The following is a 19,347-nucleotide window of genomic DNA, read 5'->3' as shown; positions in this document are numbered from 1 at the left end:
TCGGGGGCGGTGCTCACTCCTCGGGCTCCAGCGTGAGACCCTCTTCGGTGGGCTCCGGCTCGTCCAGCCCCGCCAGCCTCGCCAGCCGCTCGTGCGCGGACAGCGGGTGGACGAAGGGCACCACCGTCTGCGCGTGCTCTCCGGCGTGCTCCGCCGCCAGCCGCGCCGTGGGGCTTCCGCCTTCCGACATGCGCAACAGCTTCTGCCGCGCGTCGTCCTCGTCGTGCCGCGCGGCCTCGCCCTCGCGGGTGAAGAAGATGAAGGCCATGGCCGGGCGCTTGGAGGACTCGCGCATCGCGAACTGCACGCCGTCCAGGTTCCAGCCCTTGGCGGTCCACTCGTTCAAGGTGCGCTCCAGCGCTCCCTCGTCCACCGTGGACAGCTCCACCACTTTGTACTGCAACGGCCCGGGTTCACGGACCACCGGAGCGCGACCCTTCCCGGGGCGCTGGCTCGACGGGGTGCGCGGCGCAGGGCCCTTACGGACCTTGGACGTCGCGCCACGTCTGGGCGGAGGCTTCTCGGTTCTGCGTCCCGGCCGCTTCTTCTGGGTGGGCATCGTTGTGGGGGCCATTTGGGCGCAAGCGGCGGAAGCGATCAAGCCTTCCGCCGAACACGGGCGCCCGGGTGTCGCCTACAGGAGCTTGGCCGCTTCCAGGGCGTGGTAGGTGATGACCAGGTCGGCGCCCGCGCGCTTGATGGATGTGAGGACCTCCAACATCACGCGCTCGTAGTCCACCCAGCCGTTCTGCCCGGCGGCCTTGAGCATCGCGTACTCGCCAGAGACGTTGTACGCGGCGAGCGGCAGGTCGAAGTTCTCGCGCAGCGCGCGGATGACGTCCAGGTACGACAGCGCCGGCTTCACCATGATGAAGTCCGCGCCCTCCTCCACGTCCAGCGCCGTCTCGCGGATGGCCTCGCGCACGTTGCCAGGGTCCATCTGGTAGCCGCGGCGGTCGCCGAACTGCGGCGTGCTCTGCGCGGCCTCACGGAAGGGACCGTAGAAGCCGGAGGCGTACTTCGCCGAGTACGCCATGATGGGCGTGTCCTGGTGCCTCACCTCATCCAGCGCCTTGCGGATGGCGCCGATGCGGCCGTCCATCATGTCCGAGGGAGCGATGATGTCCGCGCCCGCCTGCGCGCAGGTGACGGCCATCTGGGCCAGCAAGGGCAGCGTGGCGTCATTGGCCACGTGGTTGCCGTCCAGCACGCCGCAGTGGCCGTGGTCGGTGTACTCGCACAGGCACACGTCCGCGATGACTTGCAGGTCCGGCTCCGCGGCCTTGATCTCCCGGATGGCGCGCTGGACGATTCCGTCCGTCGCGTACGCCTGGGTGCCGCGCGCGTCCTTGTGGTCCGGGATGCCGAAGAGGATGACGGAGGGCACGCCCAGCGACTTCGCGAGCTTCGCCTCCTTCACCGCGTGCTCCAGCGAGAAGTTGAAGACGCCCGGCATGGAGGAGATGGGACGGCGAACGTCCCGGCCTTCCACGACGAACAGCGGATAGATGAAGTCCGTGGGCGAGAGACGCGTCTCTCTCACCATGTCACGGAGGGCCGCCGAGCGGCGCAGCCGGCGGGGACGGTGGACGGGGTGGGCCATGGGTCGCCGGTATAAACCGCCGGGCCCCGCGCTTCACCCCTTCCGCGTCCTGAATCCGCCTGCTCAGCCGGCGACGGGGCGCCAGGTCAGCTGCTGGCGGCGGGAATCGCGCGCCATGCGGTCGGCCCGCCGCCCGGCCAGGTCCGCCTCGTACAGCGCCCGGGCGTAGCGCACCCGCGCCGCCTCGGTCCCGGTGTTCAGCTCCCGCTCGGCGGCCTCCAACTCACGGCGCGCGTCCTGAAGCTGCTGCTCGGTCCCGTTTGCCCACGTCATGCCCATGTCTCCTGTTTGGTGTGTCCGCGAGGGTTGGCGTTTCGTCCCGCGGGTCGATGACTGGCATTGCAGGGTCTGGACCAGGGACACCGTTGGAACTCCCAGGAGTGCAACGCCCGGGAAAGACGAGGTGTCGCGTCGCGCCACGCGCGCTCAGGGTGCGCAAGGCCTTTCCCATCGGCGCGAACGCGGGAACGCGGAGGGGCAGCCCGCATGCAGGGCCGCCCGTCCCTCCCCCGAGGGCACTGGTTTCCATGCGGGTGCAATCATCCGCCCAGCGGGTCGTCTACAGTCGTAACCGTGACGACTCCTCCTCCCGCCCTTGAAGTGCAGGGCCTGCGAAAAACGTATCGCCGAGCGTTCGGACGCGGCGGCCATGAAGCCCTCCGGGGCATGGACCTCCACGTCCCGGCGGGCAGCGCCTTCGGGCTGATTGGCCCCAACGGCGCAGGCAAGACGACCTTCATCAAGAGCGTGCTCGGCATCGTCCGGCCCACCGCGGGCACGGTGCGCGTGCTGGGCGGGTCGCCGGAGGATCCCGCCATCCGCGCGCGCATCGGCTACCTGCCGGAGCGGCTGCACCTGCCCGGCACGTGGAAGTCGCCCGCGTTCCTGGCCACCGTGGCGCGGCTCAAGGGGCTCAAGGTCGACGCAGCCGCGCACGCGCGACTGCTGGAGCGCGTGGGGCTTTCAGACGCGGTGGACCGGCGCATCGGCGGCTACTCCAAGGGCATGCGGCAGCGGCTGGGACTGGCGGCGGCGCTGTTGGGAGACCCGGCGCTGCTCGTGCTGGACGAGCCCACGGACGGAATCGATCCCATGGGCCGGCTGGAGGTGCGCCGCATCCTTCAGGAGGAGGTCCGGAAGGGCGTGACGCTGTTCCTCAACTCGCACCTGCTGGCGGAGACGGAACGCGTGTGCGACCGCGTGGCCATCCTCGCGGACGGGCGCGTGCTGCGCGAAGGCAGGCTGGAGGAGTTGGCGAAGGCGGGGGCCCGCTGGCGCGTGCGCTTCGCGCCCGGCGCGGACACCCAGTCGCTGACGGCGGAGGGCTTCATGCCGGCCGGGAGCGGCCGCGAGGAAGGCGTGTACACGGTGGAAGCGGCGGACGTGGCGGTGCTCAACGCGGCGCTGGACCGGGCGCGGGCCTCGGGCGCGCTGCTGATGGAGCTCAAGCGCGAGGGCGCGGACCTGGAGGCGGTGCTCCTGGGCGCCGTGGGCGGGCCGGGGGTGGCGGCGTGAAGAGCCCTGTCTTCGTCATCGCCGGCTACGTGCTGCGCGAGGCGGCGTCTCGCAAGTTCATCATGGCCTTCATGGTGGGGCTCACGCTGGTGCTGGCCACCGTGGCGCTCAGCCTCAAGCTGGAGGTCGTGGACGGAGCGCTCGCGGCGACGCGCCTGTTCGGCGAGGTGATGCGCTCCAACATCATGTCCGTGGACGTGGCGCTGCGGCCCATCTACCGCGCGGCGGCATACCTGGTGTTCTACGGCGGCATCCTCTTCGGCATCGTCGCGTGCTCGGACTTCGCGCCGGGGCTCCTGTCTCCCGGCCGCATCGAGCACCTGCTCTCCCTGCCCCTGCAGCGCTGGCACCTGCTGGCCGGCACGTTCCTGGGGGTGATGACGCTGGCCCTGGGCGGCACGGTGTACGCCGCGGGCGGGCTGACGCTCATCTTCGGAGTGAAGACGGGGTACTGGACGGTGGGGCCGCTCATCGCCGGGGGCCTGGCGTGCGTGGGGTTCGCGGCGGTGTACGCGGTGATGCTCACCACGGCGACGCTGGTGCGCAGCGCGGCGCTGTGCTCGGCGGCGGGCTTCGTGCTGCTGGTGGGCGGCATCCTCGCGGGCTTCCGCACGGACGTGTCGCGCTACCTGGAGTCGGGCTTCGGCCGCACGGCGTTCGACGCGGTGACGCTGGTGCTGCCCCGGCTGTCCGCGCTGGCGTCGCGCGCGGCGGACCTGGCCAGCTCCACGCCGATGGAGAAGGGTTCGCTGGGCATGCTGCTGGGCGGCGTGCTGGTGTTCGGATTGGGGGCCCTCTCCGTGGGCTTCTGGCACTTCGAAGGAAAGGACTGCTGAACCATGGACTCGCGCGGGCGCAGGAGGGTGTGGCTGGTGGGGGCGCTGCTGTTGTTCGCCGGAGGCGCGGTCCTGATGTTCACGGGCCAGGGCGACAAGCCGGCAGCGGAAGCTCCGGACGTGGAGTTCCCAAGGCGCATGCGGGGCACGGACCTGGAGCGCGCGGAGAAGCGGCGCACCTGGGTGATGCCCGCGGTGGTGGACGCGGGCGTGGCCGCTCCGGCGAAGCCGAGGGATCCGCTGCTCGCGGCGCTGCCCCGCGGCCCGGGCCGCACGGCGGTGGTCATCGAGGCGAACGCGCTCCGCTACTCGCCCGTGGGCGAGCTGCTCATGGACTGCCTCCTGCGAGACGGCGGCAAGAACCTGGAGCAGTTCAAGGCGCTGAGCGGCGTGGATCCGCTCCAGGACCTGGACCGGCTGGTCGTCACCGACGAGGGCGTCATCCTCTCCGGCGACTTCAGCAAGGCGAAGTACCAGGAGCTCCTGGGCGAGCGCGTGGCGTCCGACCACGGCCCGGGCGCGCGCGTGTACGAGCCGGGGGACACGACCTTCGCCCTGCCGGACGGCGGCACGCAGCGCGGGCGCATGGACAGCGCGGTGGGCACCTGGAACAACCAGATGCTGGTGTTCGGCAAGTCGCCGGACTCCGTGAAGACGGTGTTGGATCGCATGGATGGGCGCGGCCAGGAGGAAGGCGCGCCGCTCCTGGATGAGAACAGCACCTACGGCGAGATGTACGGCGTGCTGGCGGTGGAGACCCTGGCGAAGCTGCTGGGGCCGGGCCAGGAGGAGCTGGCGCGGCGGCTGACGGACGTGGCCCAGAACGTGGAGCTGCACCTGGACACCAGCGGCGACGTGGCCATGGTGGCCAACGTGACGGGCCTGGACGCGGAGAAGATGACGGACCTGGGCAAGTCCCTGGGCGGCGCGCTGTCCATGGCGCGCATGAAGGCGCAGGCGGACGGCAAGGACGACCTGGCGCAGCTCCTGGACTTCGCGAAGGTCCGGCCGGACGGCTCGTCCTTCAAGCTGGAGCTGGCCGTGCCCCTGGCCACCCTCCAGGAGCAGCTCGCCTGGTGCCGCCAGGAGCGCCAGGCCGCCGAGCGCGCGAAACCGGCGCCGTAGGGGCAGGCAGGCCCCGCTTCACTGTTTTCAGCCGGACAACTCGTACGAGATACTAGGACCCGGCAGGGAGCCGCGACCCGCCATGAAAAGGACGGGCGCCGGCTCCCCGAGGGTTCGATGAACGCACGCGTCTGGAGGGTGGCTCCCCTCCTCTTCGGTTCGGGGCTTTGCGCACTCGTCTATCAGACGGTGTGGGTGCGGGAGTTCCGCCTCATCTTCGGGGCCTCGACCGCCGCTTCGGCCGCGGTGCTCGCCATCTTCATGGCGGGGTTGGGTCTGGGCAGCGCGCTCCTGGGCGCTCGGGCGGACCGGCAGGCGCGGCCGCTGGGCTTCTACGCGAACCTGGAGCTGCTCATCGCCGCGAGCGCCGCGCTGAGCCCCTTCCTCGTGGAGGCGGTGCGCGCCATCTACGTCGCCCTGGGCGGCACGCCGGTGATGGGCCTGGGCCTGGGTACCGTCGTGCGGCTGGTGCTGTCGCTGCTGGTGCTCGCGGTGCCCACGGTGCTCATGGGCGGCACGCTCCCGGCCGCCGCGCGCGCGGTGCTCTCCGACGCGGATCCGCATCGCCGCGACCTCGCCCTGCTCTATGGCATCAACACGCTGGGCGCCGTGACGGGCGCGGTGGCGTCCACGTTCCTGCTGCTGGAGGTGCTGGGCAACCGCTCCACGCTCTGGTGCGCCTGCCTGCTCAACGCGCTCGTGGCCATCACCGCGCGCTCCGTGAGCCGTTCGATGGAATCCGACGCTCCGGCCACGCCCGTGCCCGCCGAGGCGGCGCCCGCCACCGGGCCCGTGGCCAACGCGAGCGCGCTGCCCCCCCAGGGCTTCGTGCTCGTGGCCGCGGCCGTGGTGGGCTTCGCGTTCCTGCTGATGGAGCTGGTCTGGTACCGGATGCTGGGACCGCTCCTGGGCGGTACGACCTTCACCTTCGGGCTCATCCTCGCCCTGGCGCTGCTGGGCATCGGGTTGGGCGGCACCGCCTACACCGTCTTCTTCCGCCACCGCCCGGCCACGCTCCAGGGCTTCGCGCTCACGTGCGCCGCGGAGGCCGTGCTGATGGCGCTGCCGTTCGCGCTGGGGGACCGGCTGGCCATCCTCGCCGCGCTGCTGCGCCCCCTGGGCGGCATGGGCCTGGCGGGAATGGCGCTGGGCTGGACGTTCATCACCTCCATCGTGGTGTTGCCCGCCGCGTTCGTGTCCGGCGTGCAGTTCCCGCTGCTGCTCGCCCTCATCGGGCGGGGCAAGCAGGACGCGGGCCGGCAGGTGGGCCAGGTGTACGCGTGGAACACGGGCGGCTCCATCGTGGGCTCGCTCGCGGGCGGCTTCGGAGTGATTCCGCTGCTCACCGCGCCGGTGACCTGGCAGGCCGTGTCCGGACTCCTCGCCGCGCTGGGCCTGGGCGCCGCCCTCCTCTCCTTCCAGCGGGAGCGCCAACGCAGCGCCCTGGTGGCGCCGGTGCTGGCCACCGCGCTCGCCGTGCTGCTGCTCACCGCGCAGGGGCCCACCGCCGCGTGGCGCCACTCCGGCGTGGGCGCGGGCCGGACGGGGTTGGAGAACGCCAACAACCAGCGGATCGACGGGTTCCTGCGCACCAGCCGGGCTGCCATCGCCTGGGAACACGAGGGCGTGGAGAGCAGCGTCGCGCTGGGGGATGACGACGCCCTGCACTTCATCGTCAACGGCAAGGTGGACGGCAACGCCATTGGCGACGCGACCACCCAGGTCATGGCGGGCCTCGTCGGCGCGATCCTGCACCCGGCGCCGCGCACGTCGCTCGTCATCGGGCTGGGCACGGGCAGCACCGCGGGCTGGCTGGGCCGGGTCCCGGAGATGGAGCGCGTGGACGTGGTCGAAATCGAGCCCGCCATCCTGGAGGTCGCGCGCCGCAGCCACTCGGTGAACGCGGACGTGATGAACAACCCGAAGGTGCACACCGTCTTCGGCGACGCACGCGAGGTGCTGCTCACCACCCGCCAGCGCTACGACATCATCTTCTCCGAGCCCTCCAACCCGTACCGCGCCGGCATCTCCAGCCTCTTCACGCGCGAGTTCTACCAGGCGGCGAAGCAGCGGCTGTCCGAGGGAGGCCTGTTCCTGCAGTGGCTCCAGGCCTACGAAGTGGATTCCCTCACCGTCCAGAGCGCCTACGCCACGCTCGTCTCTGAGTTCGCGGAGGTGGACACCTGGCAGACGCAGTCCGGAGACCTGCTGCTCATCGCCTCCACGAAGCCGCGGTCACTCGAGCTGCAAGCGCTGCGCGCCCGCATTGCAAAGGAGCCCTTCCGCACCGCGCTGTCCGCCGTGTGGCGGACGGACGAACTGGAGGGCGTGCTCGCGCACTTCATCGCGAACGCAGGGCTGGCGAAGCTGGCGGCGGAGCGCGGCGCGAACATGATCAACACGGACGATCTGTCCTCCATGGAGTTCGCCTTCGCGCGCGGCCTGGGCCAATCCATCTCCTTCTCCACCGCGGACATGGGCCGCCTGTCGCGGCGGCTCGGGGTGGACCGGCTGGCGTTCACGGGGGGAAGCCCGGACTGGGGGCGCGTGGAAGAGCTGCGGTTGTGGCTGGGGACCACGCTCCCTGGGCAGGTGTCCGAACAGGCCCGTCCCTACAAGGCCTTCGTCGACGCCGCGCTGGCGGGCCAGGACGCCGTGGCGCTGAGGCACTGGACGCGCATGAAGCGGGAGCCCCGCGGCCCCCTGGAGCAGTACCTGGTGGCACGCGCGCTGGTGATGACCCGCAACCCCAAGGCGCTCGAGGCCGTGCAGGCCTTGAGGACGATCCTCCCCGTCGAAGCGGACTTCCTGGAGGCCCTGCACCTGGAGTCCCAGAAGCAGGATGCTCCCGCCACGGCGTTGCTCGAGCGCGCGTTCACGGCCCTGCGAGAGGATCCATGGCCGACGCGGGAGCTGACGCGCACGGCGCTGGGCGCCGCGGTCCGGGTGGGCCAGCGCTCTCCGGAGTTGGCCCGGCGGCTCTACGTGACGCTCGAGCAGCCCTTCGCGGCCAGCGCGGCCACGGAGCGGCGGAAGCTGGTCCGCGCGAGGCTCGCGGTCGCGGCGGGAGGCATGGCGATGTGCGTGGAGGGGCTCTCGCCCCTGGAGCCGCATTTCCCATGGAACCGCGAGCTGTTGATGGAGCGCGCCGCGTGCTACGCCCAGCATGGCGACGCCCGGGCGGAAACGGCGCGGGAGGACCTGGAGCGCTTCCTGGCCCAGGCGCCCCCTCCCTTCCTGGAGGACGCCCTCCCGGAAGAGCCCCCAAGGAATGAGGCGCCGAAACAAGAGGCGCCGCAGGCCACGGACGTCCCGGAGGGACAGTAGGTCCGCTCCGCGGTGCTCAGGGCGCCGGGCGCGGGCTCTTCGCCTTCGCCTGGGGCCGCCCGGGCCGCCAGCCCAGGACAACGCGCGCGTACGGAGCGGGCCCCATGTCCAGCCCGCGGACGTTCAGGCTTTCGCGCTGGCGGTCCAGCAGCGCGTAGTCGTTGATCAGCGACAGGCCCACCGACGAGCTCAGCCACAGGTCGCGGCCCAGGTGGACGTTCACGGTGGGGCCCACGCGGACCTGCGTCTCGCGCAGGTAGCTGGCGTTCAGCGCCTGGAGCTCCGGGTCGAAGCGGGTGCGGAGCACCTGCATGTCCAGCGCGCCCACCAGCCCCAGCTCCACCGTGTCGCCCAGCTTGCGCAGCAGCGTGAGCCGGGGCAGGCCCACCTCCAGGACGTACGGGCCCCGGTTGTAGGTCAGGCTCAGCATGGGCACCACCGGCAGCTTGTCGAACGGCCACAGCGCGACCACTCCGAACGTCACCCCGAGACCCGGTGTGTCCTCGAACTGGTAGTTGGCCATCGCGAACGCCACCCACGACGTGTCCAGCGCCATGTCGAAGGAGGACTGGAAGTCCGTGCGGGTGCTGGCCATCACGCCCGTGACGAGCAGCCAGCGCGGCACCAGGGGCCGGACGACCGTGAGCCCCAACTGGATGCGGTGGAACTGCCGATCCACCGCGTCATCGCGCACGGCGGGCACGTCCACGCCCATCCACCGCGTCTCGTAGCCCACCGACGGCAGCAGGTACGTGCGCCCCAGGACGAGTGGCGGCAGCGGCACGCGCAGCTCCAGGGTCCGCCGCTCCTTGATGCGGGCGCCTCCCGCTTCCAGCGAGCCGCCGCCGGAGAGGCCGTAGCTCAGATAGAGCCGGTCCGCCTGCGTCTGCGCCAGCACGCGGGTGCCCATGAGCAGCAGCAGCGCCACGCCCCAGCCGCTCAAGCCCGCGGCCATCCGGGCCCGGAGTCGCCATCGCACGGCGCGGCGGAAGTCCACGCGCATCACACCCTGCCTTCGCAAAGACGGAGCGGCCGGACCCCGCCCCGAGGCCGGGGAGTCTACCCTGCCCCGCCGCACCCGGGGTGAAGCGAAAGGCGTGTGGGTGTGTCAGCCCACCTTGGCGTTCACCTCGTCCGTGAAGGCCGCGTCCTCGTCCGCGTGGACGACGAGCGGTGGCAGCACGGTGAGGTCCGACCGGCCGCCCTTCATCGCGTGGAGTAGCACCAGCTTCGCGGGCCAGTCCTGCGCGGTGCCGGTCAGCGCACGCACACAGGGAGCCGTCAGGCTTCGGGATCCATGAAGAGCAACCCCGCGGGCACGCGCGGCTCCACGCGCAGGGTGCGCGGAGGCAACGTGGCCTGGGCCTCCATCACCGCCCGCACCTCCCACACCGGCGGAGGGTTGAGCGCGAAGCCCGCCTGGAACGTGCCGGCCTCCACGCCCGCCACCAGCGCGCCCAGGCCGTGCACCGGGAACACCTGCGGATGTCCGGACGCCTCCGGCTCCTGGATGCCCAGCACCGTGCGCAACACCAACGCGTTGAGCAGCGCCAGGTCCAGGCTGCGCAGCGTGGGGTTTCGAGGCGCGCCCTTCAGGTGCGCCAGGTCCAGGCCCTGACGGAAGCGCAGGATGCGGCCCCGGCCTCCCGGCAGCACCAGCAGCACGGCGTGCTGTCCGGGCACCAGCGTGGCCAGCCGCTCGCGCGCCGCGGACAGTCCCTGCGGCGTGGTGAGGGGCGCGTCCAGCTCCGTCACGCGCGCGTACGCGGCCACCAGGGTGAGGAAGGTGTCCTCCTGGAACGTCTCCACGCCCTTCAGGGCACGGTGGATGGGGCACAGCTCCAGGCCCGGCTCGGACAGCGGCACCACCGCGGCCAAGGTCTGGCCCTGCTCGCTCAGGGCCGCCAGGGGCCGCATGGGCGCCTCGTCCAGCACCGCCTGCAGGCGCTTGGACACCGGGGACGGTTCGATGCGGAGGAGCGACACCGGGCTGCCGTCGTACAGCCCCTTCCAGACGGAGATGCCGCGCTCGGCGGCTTCGGCCAGGAGGGCGCGGAGGGCGCCGTGGTCATCCGCCACCAGGGTGACGGCGGGCTCCACCTCCCACGCGCGGGGCCGGTACGGGTCCTGCTCCAGCGACGGCACCGCGTCCGGCGTCAGCGCGCACAGCAGGTAGCGCACGGGCGGGCCGGAGAAGCGGCCCGCGGGGCCGTGCAGCTCCACCACGTAGAGGGCGGGACGTGCGTCCTTCAACAGCCCGCCCGAGTCGCGCAACCGGCGAAGCTCGGCGCTTGGGTTCGCGGCCTCCAGCAGGGGCCGCACATGCGTGGGCAATGGGGCCGCGTTGCCGCGAGGAGGACCGTCACCGGGCTCCAGCGAGGAGCCCAGCGAGGTCAGGAGGGCCGAGAACGGAAGGACGCGCGCCATACCGGGGAAAGGTGATGCCGCCCATCCCCGCGTGCCATCACGCCTGCTCGCCCGTCCGCCTGGCCGTCTACCACCAGACGTTCTTGTAGGGCCGGTCCTTGGCGCTGCGCAGGGAGGACCGGTCCACGCTCTCCTCCCACAACAGGCTCACGGTGGTGATGGCGCCCGCGGAGCCCAGGAAGGACAGCACGTAGGGGGTGGACTGGTTGAAGCCGCCCAGCACCAGGCCGGAGATGAGCAGCACCGCCGCGCCCACGCCGCCGCCGAAGAGGTCCGCACGCAGAATCTGCGACGCCGTGGGGTTGTAGCGCATGGTCGCCAGGGCCAGCACGCCCGCGCCCACTCCCGGGGAGATGAGCAGCAGGTCCTTCCACGTCTTGCCGGAGATGGCCGTGCCGGAGAAGTGCACGATGGCGAGGAACAGCGCGCTGTACGCCGCCGCCCAGCCCGCGCCGGACGCCACCAGCAGGCCGTCCGAGAGCGGCAACTGCCCGCCCCCGATGCCCGCCGTCAGCCACGCGCCCAGCTCCGCGCCCAGGAACCCGGCCCAGGTGAGCACGCCCGCGTCCTGGGTGATGAGGTCCATGAAGCCCGCGAGGAACATGCCGCCGATCCCCGAGTTGAGGATGGTGAAGTTCGCCATGGGCGTGTCCACCCAGTTGTTGAACTGCCACCACGCGGAAGCGCCGAAGCCCAGGCCCGCGCCAATGAGGGTGCCCGCGAGCATGGACTCGCGCGAGCTGCGGTCGAAGTTGAACTCCTTGTTGAACGCCTGCGTGAAGAAGCCGCCCAGCGCGCCCAGGGCCGTGTGGTGGAGCACGAAGCGCGTGCTGCCGGGACCGGACAGGAACGGCCCCCGGCGGCGCTGGCCGTCCAGGAACACGCCGTTGTCCTCCGGCGGCGGGCGGAGCCGCGAGGCGGCCGTCGCGGTCTCGTCGCGGATGGACTCCGGGCGAACCTCGCGCGTGCCTTCCGTCAACGGCGCCTGAGGCTCGGTGCGCAGGCGGTCCGGATCCGGCGGCGCGAGCGGCGCGTCGCTCGCGCGGGGAGGCACGTCATCCGGGTTCGCCTGCGTGGACGGCGGATACGCGTCGATGTTCGACGGCCGCGAGGGAGGCATCTGCCCGTCAGCGTCGCTGGAGGGCGACACGGGCCGCGGTTCTTCCGCCTGGGGCTCGGCCTGCGAGGACGGCGCCGGGTACATGCCCGGCGCGGGCGGAGGCGGCGGCTGAGGTGCCGGATAGACGCCCGTGCCACCCGCCTGCGCGAGTGCGAGGCCCGGCAACATCAGCGCGACCGCGAGGACGGTGACAGGGAGGTTCCAGATTCGACGGTGTGACACGCGAGGCGCTCCTTGGGTCCGGCCGTCCGGCAGAAAACCACAACCGGTGCGCGCGTGTTGGTTTTCCGCCGCGTGTCGAAGATTCTCGCGCGCCCATGCCCGAAGGCATCTCGTGGTCCGAACTCGGCGTCGACTCCGCCCGCGTGCAGGCGGTGAACGAAGCCCCCTTCCCTCCTGGTCAGCGCGACTTCGTCCTCTACTGGTGCATTGTGAACCATCGGTGGGAGGAGAACCACGCGCTGGACGCCGCCATCGCGCTGGGCAACCACCTGGGCCTGCCCGTCGTCGTCTACCAGGCCATCCGCCCGGACTACCCCTACGCATCGGAGCGGCTCCACGCGTGGGCCCTGGAGGGCATGGCGGACATGGCGAAGGGCTGCGCCGCGCGCGGCATGCAGTACTGGCTGGAGCTGCCGCGCACGAAGAAGGAGCACAAGCCGCGGCTCGCGAGCCTGGGCCGGCGCGCGGCGGCCGTCGTGTCGGACCTGTTCCCCACGTACATCATCCCGGGCCACCTGCGCGGCGCGGCGAAGGCGCTGCGGGTGCCGCTCATCGCCGTGGACGCCTCCTGCGTGGTGCCCATGCAGCGCATCCCCGCGGCCCAGGTGGGCGCGTACGCGCTGCGCCCCAAGCTGCGCAAGCTGTGGCCGGAGTACCTGGAGCGCACGCTGCCCCAGCGCAAGCCCCGCGTGTCGGGCGCGAAGCTGCAACCGGACTTCGAGCTCTCCGACGCCGTGACGGCCCGCGCCGAGCTGGACACGTTCGCGTTGGATCATTCCGTGAAGCCCGTCTCCGAGCGCGGTGGACGCAAGGCAGGCCTCAAGGCGCTGGATGCGTTCCTCCACGAGCGGCTGGAGGGCTACGACACCGGCCGGAATGATCCAGGCCTGGGCCAGCAGTCCAACCTGTCGCCCTACTTCCACTGGGGCAACCTCTTCCCCGGCGAGGCAGCGCGAGCGGCCATCGCGGCGAAGGGCAAGGACCACCCCGCCGTGCAGTCCTTCGTGGAGGAGCTGCTCGTGCGCCGCGAGCTGGGCTTCAACTACTGCTTCCACACGCCCGGCCCGAAGCAGCTGAGCACGGACTCCCTGCCCGGCTGGGCGCGCGAAACGCTCTCACGCCACCGGAAGGATCCGCGTCCGCATCTCTACTCGTTCGAGGATCTGGATCAGGGCCGCACGCAGGACGCGCTCTGGAACGCGGCCCAGCGCGAGCTGCGGGAGCGAGGGCGGATCCACAACTACCTGCGCATGCTCTGGGGGAAGAAGATCCTGGAGTGGAGCCCCACGCCGGAGGAAGCGCTGGCCCGCATCGCGCGGCTCAACGACACCTACGCGGTGGACGGACGCGACCCGGCGAGCGTCTCCAACTTCATGTGGGTCCTGGGGCTGCACGACCGGCCCTTCCAGGAGCGCGCGGTGATTGGGAAGGTGCGGCCCATGAGCTCGCTCCGCACCGCGGAGAAGTTCGACCTGGACCCGTACCTGGAGCGCTGGGGCGCCACGGCCGAGCAGCCCGAGGTTCCCGCGAATGTAAAGAAGTCCCGCCGGAAGACAGCCCGGTAGGCCGCCGGTGGACATCCCCCTGAAGACGGCGGTTCACTTTCCGGCCCGGGGTCACTAAACCGGACGGACGCACCCGCTTTCGCGGAATGAATCAGGAGTCAGCCATGGGCACGATGAAGTTCGAGGTCCCCCACAACCTTCCCAAGGACGAGGTCAAGAAGCGCGTCGAGCAGCTCCTCCACTACTGGGGCTCCAAGTACGGCGTGAAGTCCGACTGGCAGGGCGACGAGGGCGCGAAGCTCGTCGGCAAGGTGATGGGCATCAACCTGGACGCCAGCTTCGTCATCACGGACAAGGCCATCTCCGGCGAGGGCACCGACCCCGGAATGCTGCTGCGCAGCCAGGCCAAGACGTACATCCAGAAGAAGTTCGGCGCGGTGCTGGATCCGTCCAAGAGCCTGGATCAGGTGAAGGGCAACCTGGACTGACGTCGTTCCGCCGTGCGCCGGGCTGTGCTGCTTTCAGCCCGGCTGCTCCTCCAGCGCGGCCAGCGCATAGCGGGCCGCGCGGGAGATGGCCTCCGCGGAGTCGAGCATCTCCGGGTAGTGCCCCGCCAGCGGGCGCTGCGGATACTTCAGCTGAGCGACGGCGTTGCGGTAGCTGCGCCGGGCCGCCTCGAAGTCCTGCGTGCGCTCCTGTACCTGGGCCAGCAGGTAGTGGCCAATGGCCAGCGTGGGCTCCAGGAACAGGGCCTTGGCCAGCTCGGAGCGAGCCTCGGTCAGGCTCCCCGCCTGCATCGCCGCCACCCCGCCGAAGACGCGCGCCTCCACGCACAGCGGCTCGCGCTGGAGCGCCTGACCGAAGGTTTCGCGCGCCTCGTCGATGCGGCCGGTGAGCGAGTACAGGTTGCCCAGCGTCAGGAGCGCGTCCAGGTCGGAGGGCTCGTCCACCAGCAGGCGCTTCACGCCGTCGATGGCGCCAGGGAAGTCGCCCTGCGCCATCTTGCGCACGGCCATGTTCAAGCGCTCGGCGGGCGGCAGCAGCTGCGGCCACGAACCGCTGGGGCGCGCTGGCACCGCTTCCGTCAGCGGCCGGGACGCGGGCGGATCCACGCGCACCGCCGCGAAGGAACCAGTCGTCGCGGTCCGGCGCGGAGGCTCTCCGGGACGGGTCGGATCCACCTTGATGGCGGGGAACTCCCCGGTGCGGGCCGGTTCCGGGCGGACGGCGGGGAACTCCCCGGTGCGGCGCCCCGCCAGCGCGCCCAACGCGGGCATCTCCAGGGTGGGCCTGCGCACGGGCGCGTCCGGAGCCTTGGCACCCGCCGCGTCGGTGCGCAGCCTGGCCGCGGTCTCCGCGCTGGCCTGCATCCGCTGGCGCAGCTCCACGGCGAAGGACTCCGGGCTGCCCGGCCGGAGTTCCGACGCCATGGACGCCAGCGGCGGCGGCGGACGGGGGCGCTCGCCCAAGGGGCGCCGGTACACGAACGCACCGTCCACTTCGATCATCTCGAAGCGGTCATAGACCTTGAACAGGCTCTCCGAGTATCCCAGGAAGAGCAGCCCGCCCGGACGCAGCGCCGCGAGGAAGCGGTCCATCAGCGCGCGGATGGTGGGCAGGTCGAAGTAGATGATGACGTTGCGGCAGAGGATGAGGTCCAACGACGCGGGCGCCACCTTGTCGAACACCGGCACGGCCAGGTTCTGACCGTCGAAGCGGATGTACTCGCGCAGGATGGGAGACGCCTCGTAGCCGTCCTCCACGGGCCGGAAGAAGCGCTTGAGCCGCTCCGGTCCAATGGCCATCGCGCGACGCGTGGTGAAGCGCCCCTGCCGCGCGGCCTCCACCGCGGCCAGGTTCAGGTCGGTGGCCCACAGGTCCACCTCCACCGCGAGCGCCCCCAGCTCCGCCATCACCAGCGCCAGGCTGTAGGGCTCCTCGCCGGTGGCGCAGCCCGCGGACCAGATGGTCACCTTGCGCATCTCGCGCCGGGCCCGCGCGAGCAGCTCCGGCAGCACGCTCTGCTCCAGCGCGCGGAACTGCTTCGCGTCGCGGAAGAACTCCGTGTGCCCCACCGTCACCAGCGGCAAGAGCGCGCGCAGCTCCTCCTCGCCGCTAACGCTCATCAGCTTCTGCAGGTACTTCTCAGGGTCGCTCAGCCCCAGCACGGGCATGCGCGTGGACAGGGCGAGCCGCAGGCTGTGGTAGCCATCCAGGGTGATCTTCAGCCCCGCGCGTTCCAGGAGGAGCGCGGCCAGCTGCTGGAGCACCTTGTTGCCCACGTTCAGCACGCGTCCACCCACTGCACGAGCGTCGGCGCGATGACGTCCAGCGGCAGCACCTGCTGCGCCGCGCCCAGGAGCACGGCTTCGCGAGGCATGCCGTAGACGACGCACGTGGCCTCGTCCTGCGCGATGGTGCGCCCGCCCCGCTCGCGAATCTCCTTCAACCCCCTGGCGCCGTCGCGGCCCATGCCCGTCAGGATGACGCCAATGCACCGCCGGCCGAAAGACTCCCCGGCCGAAGTGAGCAGCATGTCACACGAGGGCCGGAAGCCCCGCAGGGCAGGTCCTGTATCCAGTTCCAGACGGCCGTCCGGCTTCACCAGCAGATGTCCTCCCGAAGGGGCGATGTACACCGTGCCCGGCTCCATCCACGCGTCATGCGTCGCCTCGACGACGCGCAGCGCCGTCTCCGTGGAAAGCCAGTGCGCCAGACCTTCCGTGAAGCCCTGGCTGATGTGTTGACAGTAGGCGATGGGCGCGGGGAAGCCCCGCGGAATCATCCGCAGCACGGACGCGACGGCCTTCGGCCCGCCCAGCGAGGCAGCCAGCGCCACCAGGGGGAACGGCGCGGTGGGCCCCTCCTGCACCGGCTGTTTGGCCTTGGGCGAGGAAGGCGGCGAGCGCACGCCCTTCACCTGCGCCAGCATCACCAGCTTGCGGTTCACCGCGTGCCAGAAGTCCGGCCCCGGAGTCATGGGCCGGTCCATCACGTCCAGCGCGCCCATGGCCAGCGCCTGGAACGCCTGCTGGCCGGTGAGCACGCCCGGGTGCAGCGCGAGGATGGGCGTGGGGCGCTGGGCCATGATGCGCTCGATGGCGCCCAGCGCCTCCGACGACACCAGGTCCACCAGGAGCACGTCCGGGAAGTGCCTGCGCACTACCGCTTCCGCGCCCACGAAGTCCGCCTCTGGCGGGCCCACGGCGACCAGGGACTCGCCCTCGAAGAGCCCGCGCACCAGCCCGCGCAGGCCCCGCCCCACCAGGAGTACCCGGAACGCCAGTCCCATCACCGCCGTGCCGCCGCCCACGAGAGGCTCCTCAGGTCAGCCTATCGATGGACTGCGCCAGGATCTCCACTCCCAGCTCGCCCTTCACCAGGTACGCATCCGCGCCCGCATCCAGGCCGCGCCGCTTGTCCTCCGGCGACGCGAGCGACGACAGGATGATGACCGGGATGCGCGCCACGGCGGGCGTGCCCTTCAGCCGCCGCGTGAGGGAGAAGCCATCCAGCTTCGGCATCTGCACGTCGGTGAGGATGAGGTCGTACGTGTTCGTCTGCACCTTCACGTACGCCTCCTCGCCGTCCTGGGCCTCCTCCACGGAGTGGCCCAGCGCCTTGACGAGCGCGCCTTCCGTCGCACGCGCGATGGGCGAGTCGTCCACCAGGAGCACGCGCAGCCTGCGGCTGGCGGGCGCCTGGGTGACGGGGCGGGCCATGCGGCGCACCTCCGTCATGATGTCCGGCACGTGCAGCAGCACCGCGATGCGCCCGTCCTCCAGCGCCGCCGTGCCCGCGATGAACGGCGCGCCCTTGAGGAACTCGCCGCCGCAGGGCTTCACCGCCACCTCGCGCTCGTCCACGAAGCCGTCCACCACCAGCGCGGCGTAGTCGTCGCCGTGGCGCACCACCACCGCGGGGGGCTTGTCGAAGCGGTTGCCGCCGTTGAGGCCCAACAGCGGCCCCAGCGCCACGAGCGCCGTGGGCTTGCCCCGGTGCCGCACCGCCAGCGTGCCGAACACCTCCATGCGGTCATCCGGCTTGATGCGCATGACGGCCACCACGTCCGCGGCGGGCATGCCGTAGACGTCGTCGCCCAGACGCACCAGCAGCACCTTCATGAGGGCCAGCGACTGAGGCAGGCGCAGCGTGATGGTGGTGCCGCGGCCCTGGCGGCTCTGCACGCCCACGGACCCGCCCAGCGTCTCCACCTTGCGCTTCACCACGTCCATGCCCACGCCGCGGCCGGACAGCTCACTGACCTGTTCGCGCGTGGAGAAGCCGGGGCGGAAGATGAGCTCGATGGCCTCGCGCTCCGACAGCGCGGCGGCCTGCACCGGTGACAGCAGGCGCTTGTTGATGGCCACCTGCTTGAGCCGCTCGGTGTCCATGCCCCGGCCGTCGTCCTCCACCTCGATGTGGAGCATGTCGCCGTCCACGCGCACGCGGATGCGGATGCGGCCCGTGTCGGGCTTGCCCATCTGGTGGCGGAAGGCCGGGGACTCCAGGCCGTGGTCCACGGCGTTGCGCAGGAGGTGCACCAGCGCGTCGCGCACGTCCGCCAGCATGGACCGGTCCACGCCGATGTCGGCGTTCTCGATGATCAGGTCCACTTCCTTGTTCTGCGTCTTCGCGATGTCGCGCACCGCGCGAGGGAACGCGTCGAACACGGTGGACAGCGGCACCAGGCGCGCCTCGGCCACGTGGTCCGCCAGCTGGGCCAGGTTGCCGTGCAGCGTGTTGATGCCGTCCCCGTTGCGGCGCACGAAGCGGAACGCGTCGTCGCGCAGCATGTGCAGGTCCGCCTCCGCGCGCTCCAGCTCCGTGCGGATGGTGTCCGGGACGTCCACCTCCTCGGAGATGCGCAGGAAGCGGTCGCCCAGGCGGCTGAAGCGCTCGAAGAGCTGCGCTGTCTCCGTGCTGCGAAGCCGGCCGCGCGCGCTCTCCACCAGCAGGTCGCCGGCGAGCAGGCCCAGCGAGTCCAGCACCTCCACGTTCACGCGGATGCTGCGGTCCGCGATGGAGTTGCTCTTCGCGGTGTTCGGAGCCTCCTCCTCCTTCGCGGCCGGAGCGGGCGCGGCCACGACGACAGGTTCCGCCGCACGGGGCGTGGCCTGCGCGGGCGCCGGGGCAGGCACGGGGGCCTGCACCACGGCGGCGGGTGGCGCCACCGGCGCCTGCACGGCGGGCTTGGGCGGCGCGGCGGCGGGCTTGCGCACCGGGCCCAGCGCGGGCACGGGGTGGCCGGACACGTCCGACAGCGCCTTCACCATCTCCTCGGTGGCGGACGAGCCGGTGTGGGCCGCGTCCAGGTCCTCCAGGAGGTCCGACAGCACGTCGCAGGCACGGAGCATGACGTCCGTGGCCGTCTCGGTGGCCGTCTTGCCTTCGCGCTCGGCGCGCAGGACGTCCTCGGCGGCGTGCGCGAGCTGCCCGATGGCGGCCAGGCCCAACATGCGGGCCTCGCCTTTCATCGTGTGCAGTTCGCGCGCGACGTCGTCCGCGGCCTGCTCCGCGGTCTCCTTCTCCAGGTCGATGACTCCCAGTTGAATCTTCTGGAGTCGGTCGGCCGTGACCTCCTGGAACTTCTTCAGGAGGGATTTCTTGAGGGCCTCGGTGTCCATGGGTCGCGGGCCTCAGGGCGCTCTGCACGCCCCTCGACCC

At 71.5% G+C, this 19,347-nt stretch carries 16 protein-coding genes; 6 read left to right on the top strand and 10 right to left on the bottom strand.

Annotated elements, in window-relative coordinates; translation table 11 throughout:
* Positions 1-13: 13 nt before the first annotated feature.
* The 3 genes from GTZ93_RS42960 to GTZ93_RS27230 form a co-directional block, all read right to left on the bottom strand.
* Positions 14-424 carry a hypothetical protein gene (locus GTZ93_RS42960; protein ID WP_257979029.1) on the bottom strand — a complete coding sequence of 137 codons (411 nt, stop codon included), beginning with the start codon at positions 422-424 and terminating at the stop codon, positions 14-16.
* 210 nt (positions 425-634) lie between these two features.
* Positions 635-1,603 (bottom strand): porphobilinogen synthase, encoded by a 969-nt coding sequence (hemB, locus tag GTZ93_RS27235; RefSeq protein ID WP_121752700.1) that lies wholly within the window; start codon positions 1,601-1,603, stop codon positions 635-637.
* A gap of 63 nt (positions 1,604-1,666) precedes the next feature.
* On the bottom strand, positions 1,667-1,876 hold the full coding sequence (locus GTZ93_RS27230) for a hypothetical protein (RefSeq protein WP_120563278.1): 210 nt from the start codon (positions 1,874-1,876) through the stop codon (positions 1,667-1,669).
* Positions 1,877-2,269: 393 nt separating this feature from the next.
* Between GTZ93_RS27230 and GTZ93_RS27225 the strand changes: the two genes are divergently transcribed.
* From GTZ93_RS27225 to GTZ93_RS27210, 4 genes are all read left to right on the top strand, one after another.
* On the top strand, positions 2,270-3,118 hold the full coding sequence (locus tag GTZ93_RS27225; RefSeq protein WP_257979030.1) for an ABC transporter ATP-binding protein: 849 nt from the start codon (positions 2,270-2,272) through the stop codon (positions 3,116-3,118).
* Between the two features lie 62 nt (positions 3,119-3,180).
* Entirely contained in the window at positions 3,181-3,954 is a 774-nt protein-coding gene (locus tag GTZ93_RS27220) for a hypothetical protein (RefSeq protein ID WP_257979032.1), read from the top strand.
* A gap of 3 nt (positions 3,955-3,957) precedes the next feature.
* Positions 3,958-5,079: a hypothetical protein gene (locus GTZ93_RS27215; RefSeq protein WP_120575516.1), complete on the top strand. Its 1,122-nt coding sequence runs from the start codon at positions 3,958-3,960 to the stop codon at positions 5,077-5,079.
* Between the two features lie 117 nt (positions 5,080-5,196).
* Entirely contained in the window at positions 5,197-8,406 is a 3,210-nt protein-coding gene (locus GTZ93_RS27210; protein ID WP_139916069.1) for a fused MFS/spermidine synthase, read from the top strand.
* 16 nt (positions 8,407-8,422) lie between these two features.
* Here the strand turns inward: GTZ93_RS27210 and GTZ93_RS27205 are convergent, their stop codons facing one another.
* From GTZ93_RS27205 to GTZ93_RS27190, 4 genes are all read right to left on the bottom strand, one after another.
* Positions 8,423-9,409: a DUF6268 family outer membrane beta-barrel protein gene (locus GTZ93_RS27205; RefSeq protein ID WP_139916070.1), complete on the bottom strand. Its 987-nt coding sequence runs from the start codon at positions 9,407-9,409 to the stop codon at positions 8,423-8,425.
* A 105-nt stretch (positions 9,410-9,514) separates the two neighbouring features.
* Positions 9,515-9,676, bottom strand: coding sequence for a hypothetical protein (locus GTZ93_RS27200; protein WP_161663098.1), 162 nt, complete (start codon positions 9,674-9,676; stop codon positions 9,515-9,517).
* 11 nt (positions 9,677-9,687) lie between these two features.
* A complete protein-coding gene (locus tag GTZ93_RS27195) occupies positions 9,688-10,833 on the bottom strand; it encodes a DUF1015 domain-containing protein (protein ID WP_126934402.1) in 1,146 nt (381 codons plus the stop codon).
* Positions 10,834-10,900: 67 nt separating this feature from the next.
* Positions 10,901-12,175, bottom strand: coding sequence for a hypothetical protein (locus GTZ93_RS27190; protein WP_180946012.1), 1,275 nt, complete (start codon positions 12,173-12,175; stop codon positions 10,901-10,903).
* A 95-nt stretch (positions 12,176-12,270) separates the two neighbouring features.
* On the opposite strand from GTZ93_RS27190, the gene GTZ93_RS27185 reads away from it, so the two are divergent.
* Both GTZ93_RS27185 and GTZ93_RS27180 read left to right on the top strand, forming a co-directional pair.
* On the top strand, positions 12,271-13,740 hold the full coding sequence (locus tag GTZ93_RS27185; protein ID WP_257979031.1) for a cryptochrome/DNA photolyase family protein: 1,470 nt from the start codon (positions 12,271-12,273) through the stop codon (positions 13,738-13,740).
* A 104-nt stretch (positions 13,741-13,844) separates the two neighbouring features.
* Complete coding sequence (locus GTZ93_RS27180; RefSeq protein ID WP_120575522.1) at positions 13,845-14,168, top strand: polyhydroxyalkanoic acid system family protein; 324 nt, start codon at positions 13,845-13,847, stop codon at positions 14,166-14,168.
* 33 nt (positions 14,169-14,201) lie between these two features.
* On the opposite strand, the gene GTZ93_RS27175 is transcribed toward GTZ93_RS27180, so the two are convergent.
* The 3 genes from GTZ93_RS27175 to GTZ93_RS27165 are packed head-to-tail and all read right to left on the bottom strand — an operon-like array spanning position 14,202 to position 19,307.
* The gene (locus GTZ93_RS27175) at positions 14,202-15,971 is read right to left on the bottom strand and encodes a CheR family methyltransferase (protein WP_139916071.1); all 1,770 of its coding nucleotides are present in this window, start codon (positions 15,969-15,971) and stop codon (positions 14,202-14,204) included.
* On the bottom strand, positions 15,965-16,966 hold the full coding sequence (locus GTZ93_RS27170) for a chemotaxis protein CheB (protein WP_120575537.1): 1,002 nt from the start codon (positions 16,964-16,966) through the stop codon (positions 15,965-15,967). Before GTZ93_RS27170 ends, GTZ93_RS27175 begins: the two co-directional genes overlap by 7 nt.
* 37 nt (positions 16,967-17,003) lie before the next feature.
* A complete protein-coding gene (locus tag GTZ93_RS27165; protein WP_139916072.1) occupies positions 17,004-19,307 on the bottom strand; it encodes a hybrid sensor histidine kinase/response regulator in 2,304 nt (767 codons plus the stop codon).
* Between the last annotated feature and the right edge of the window lie 40 nt (positions 19,308-19,347).

The sequence above is a fragment of the Corallococcus exiguus genome, assembly GCF_009909105.1.
Taxonomy (GTDB): Bacteria; Myxococcota; Myxococcia; order Myxococcales; family Myxococcaceae; genus Corallococcus; species Corallococcus exiguus.
This window is presented reverse-complemented; position numbering and strand designations above follow the sequence as displayed.

What these genes read in the sequence shown, in the direction of transcription:
- GTZ93_RS27195 (WP_126934402.1), bottom strand. Translation starts at nt 10,833, where the DNA reads ATGGCGCGCGTCCTTCCGTTCTCGGCCCTCCTGACCTCGCTGGGCTCC.
- GTZ93_RS27225 (WP_257979030.1), top strand. Translation starts at nt 2,270, where the DNA reads ATGGACCTCCACGTCCCGGCGGGCAGCGCCTTCGGGCTGATTGGCCCC.
- GTZ93_RS27180 (WP_120575522.1), top strand. Translation starts at nt 13,845, where the DNA reads ATGGGCACGATGAAGTTCGAGGTCCCCCACAACCTTCCCAAGGACGAG.
- hemB (WP_121752700.1), bottom strand. Translation starts at nt 1,603, where the DNA reads ATGGCCCACCCCGTCCACCGTCCCCGCCGGCTGCGCCGCTCGGCGGCC.
- GTZ93_RS27205 (WP_139916070.1), bottom strand. Translation starts at nt 9,409, where the DNA reads ATGCGCGTGGACTTCCGCCGCGCCGTGCGATGGCGACTCCGGGCCCGG.
- GTZ93_RS27185 (WP_257979031.1), top strand. Translation starts at nt 12,271, where the DNA reads ATGCCCGAAGGCATCTCGTGGTCCGAACTCGGCGTCGACTCCGCCCGC.
- GTZ93_RS27230 (WP_120563278.1), bottom strand. Translation starts at nt 1,876, where the DNA reads ATGACGTGGGCAAACGGGACCGAGCAGCAGCTTCAGGACGCGCGCCGT.
- GTZ93_RS27220 (WP_257979032.1), top strand. Translation starts at nt 3,181, where the DNA reads ATGGCCTTCATGGTGGGGCTCACGCTGGTGCTGGCCACCGTGGCGCTC.
- GTZ93_RS27215 (WP_120575516.1), top strand. Translation starts at nt 3,958, where the DNA reads ATGGACTCGCGCGGGCGCAGGAGGGTGTGGCTGGTGGGGGCGCTGCTG.
- GTZ93_RS27210 (WP_139916069.1), top strand. Translation starts at nt 5,197, where the DNA reads ATGAACGCACGCGTCTGGAGGGTGGCTCCCCTCCTCTTCGGTTCGGGG.
- GTZ93_RS27165 (WP_139916072.1), bottom strand. Translation starts at nt 19,307, where the DNA reads ATGGACACCGAGGCCCTCAAGAAATCCCTCCTGAAGAAGTTCCAGGAG.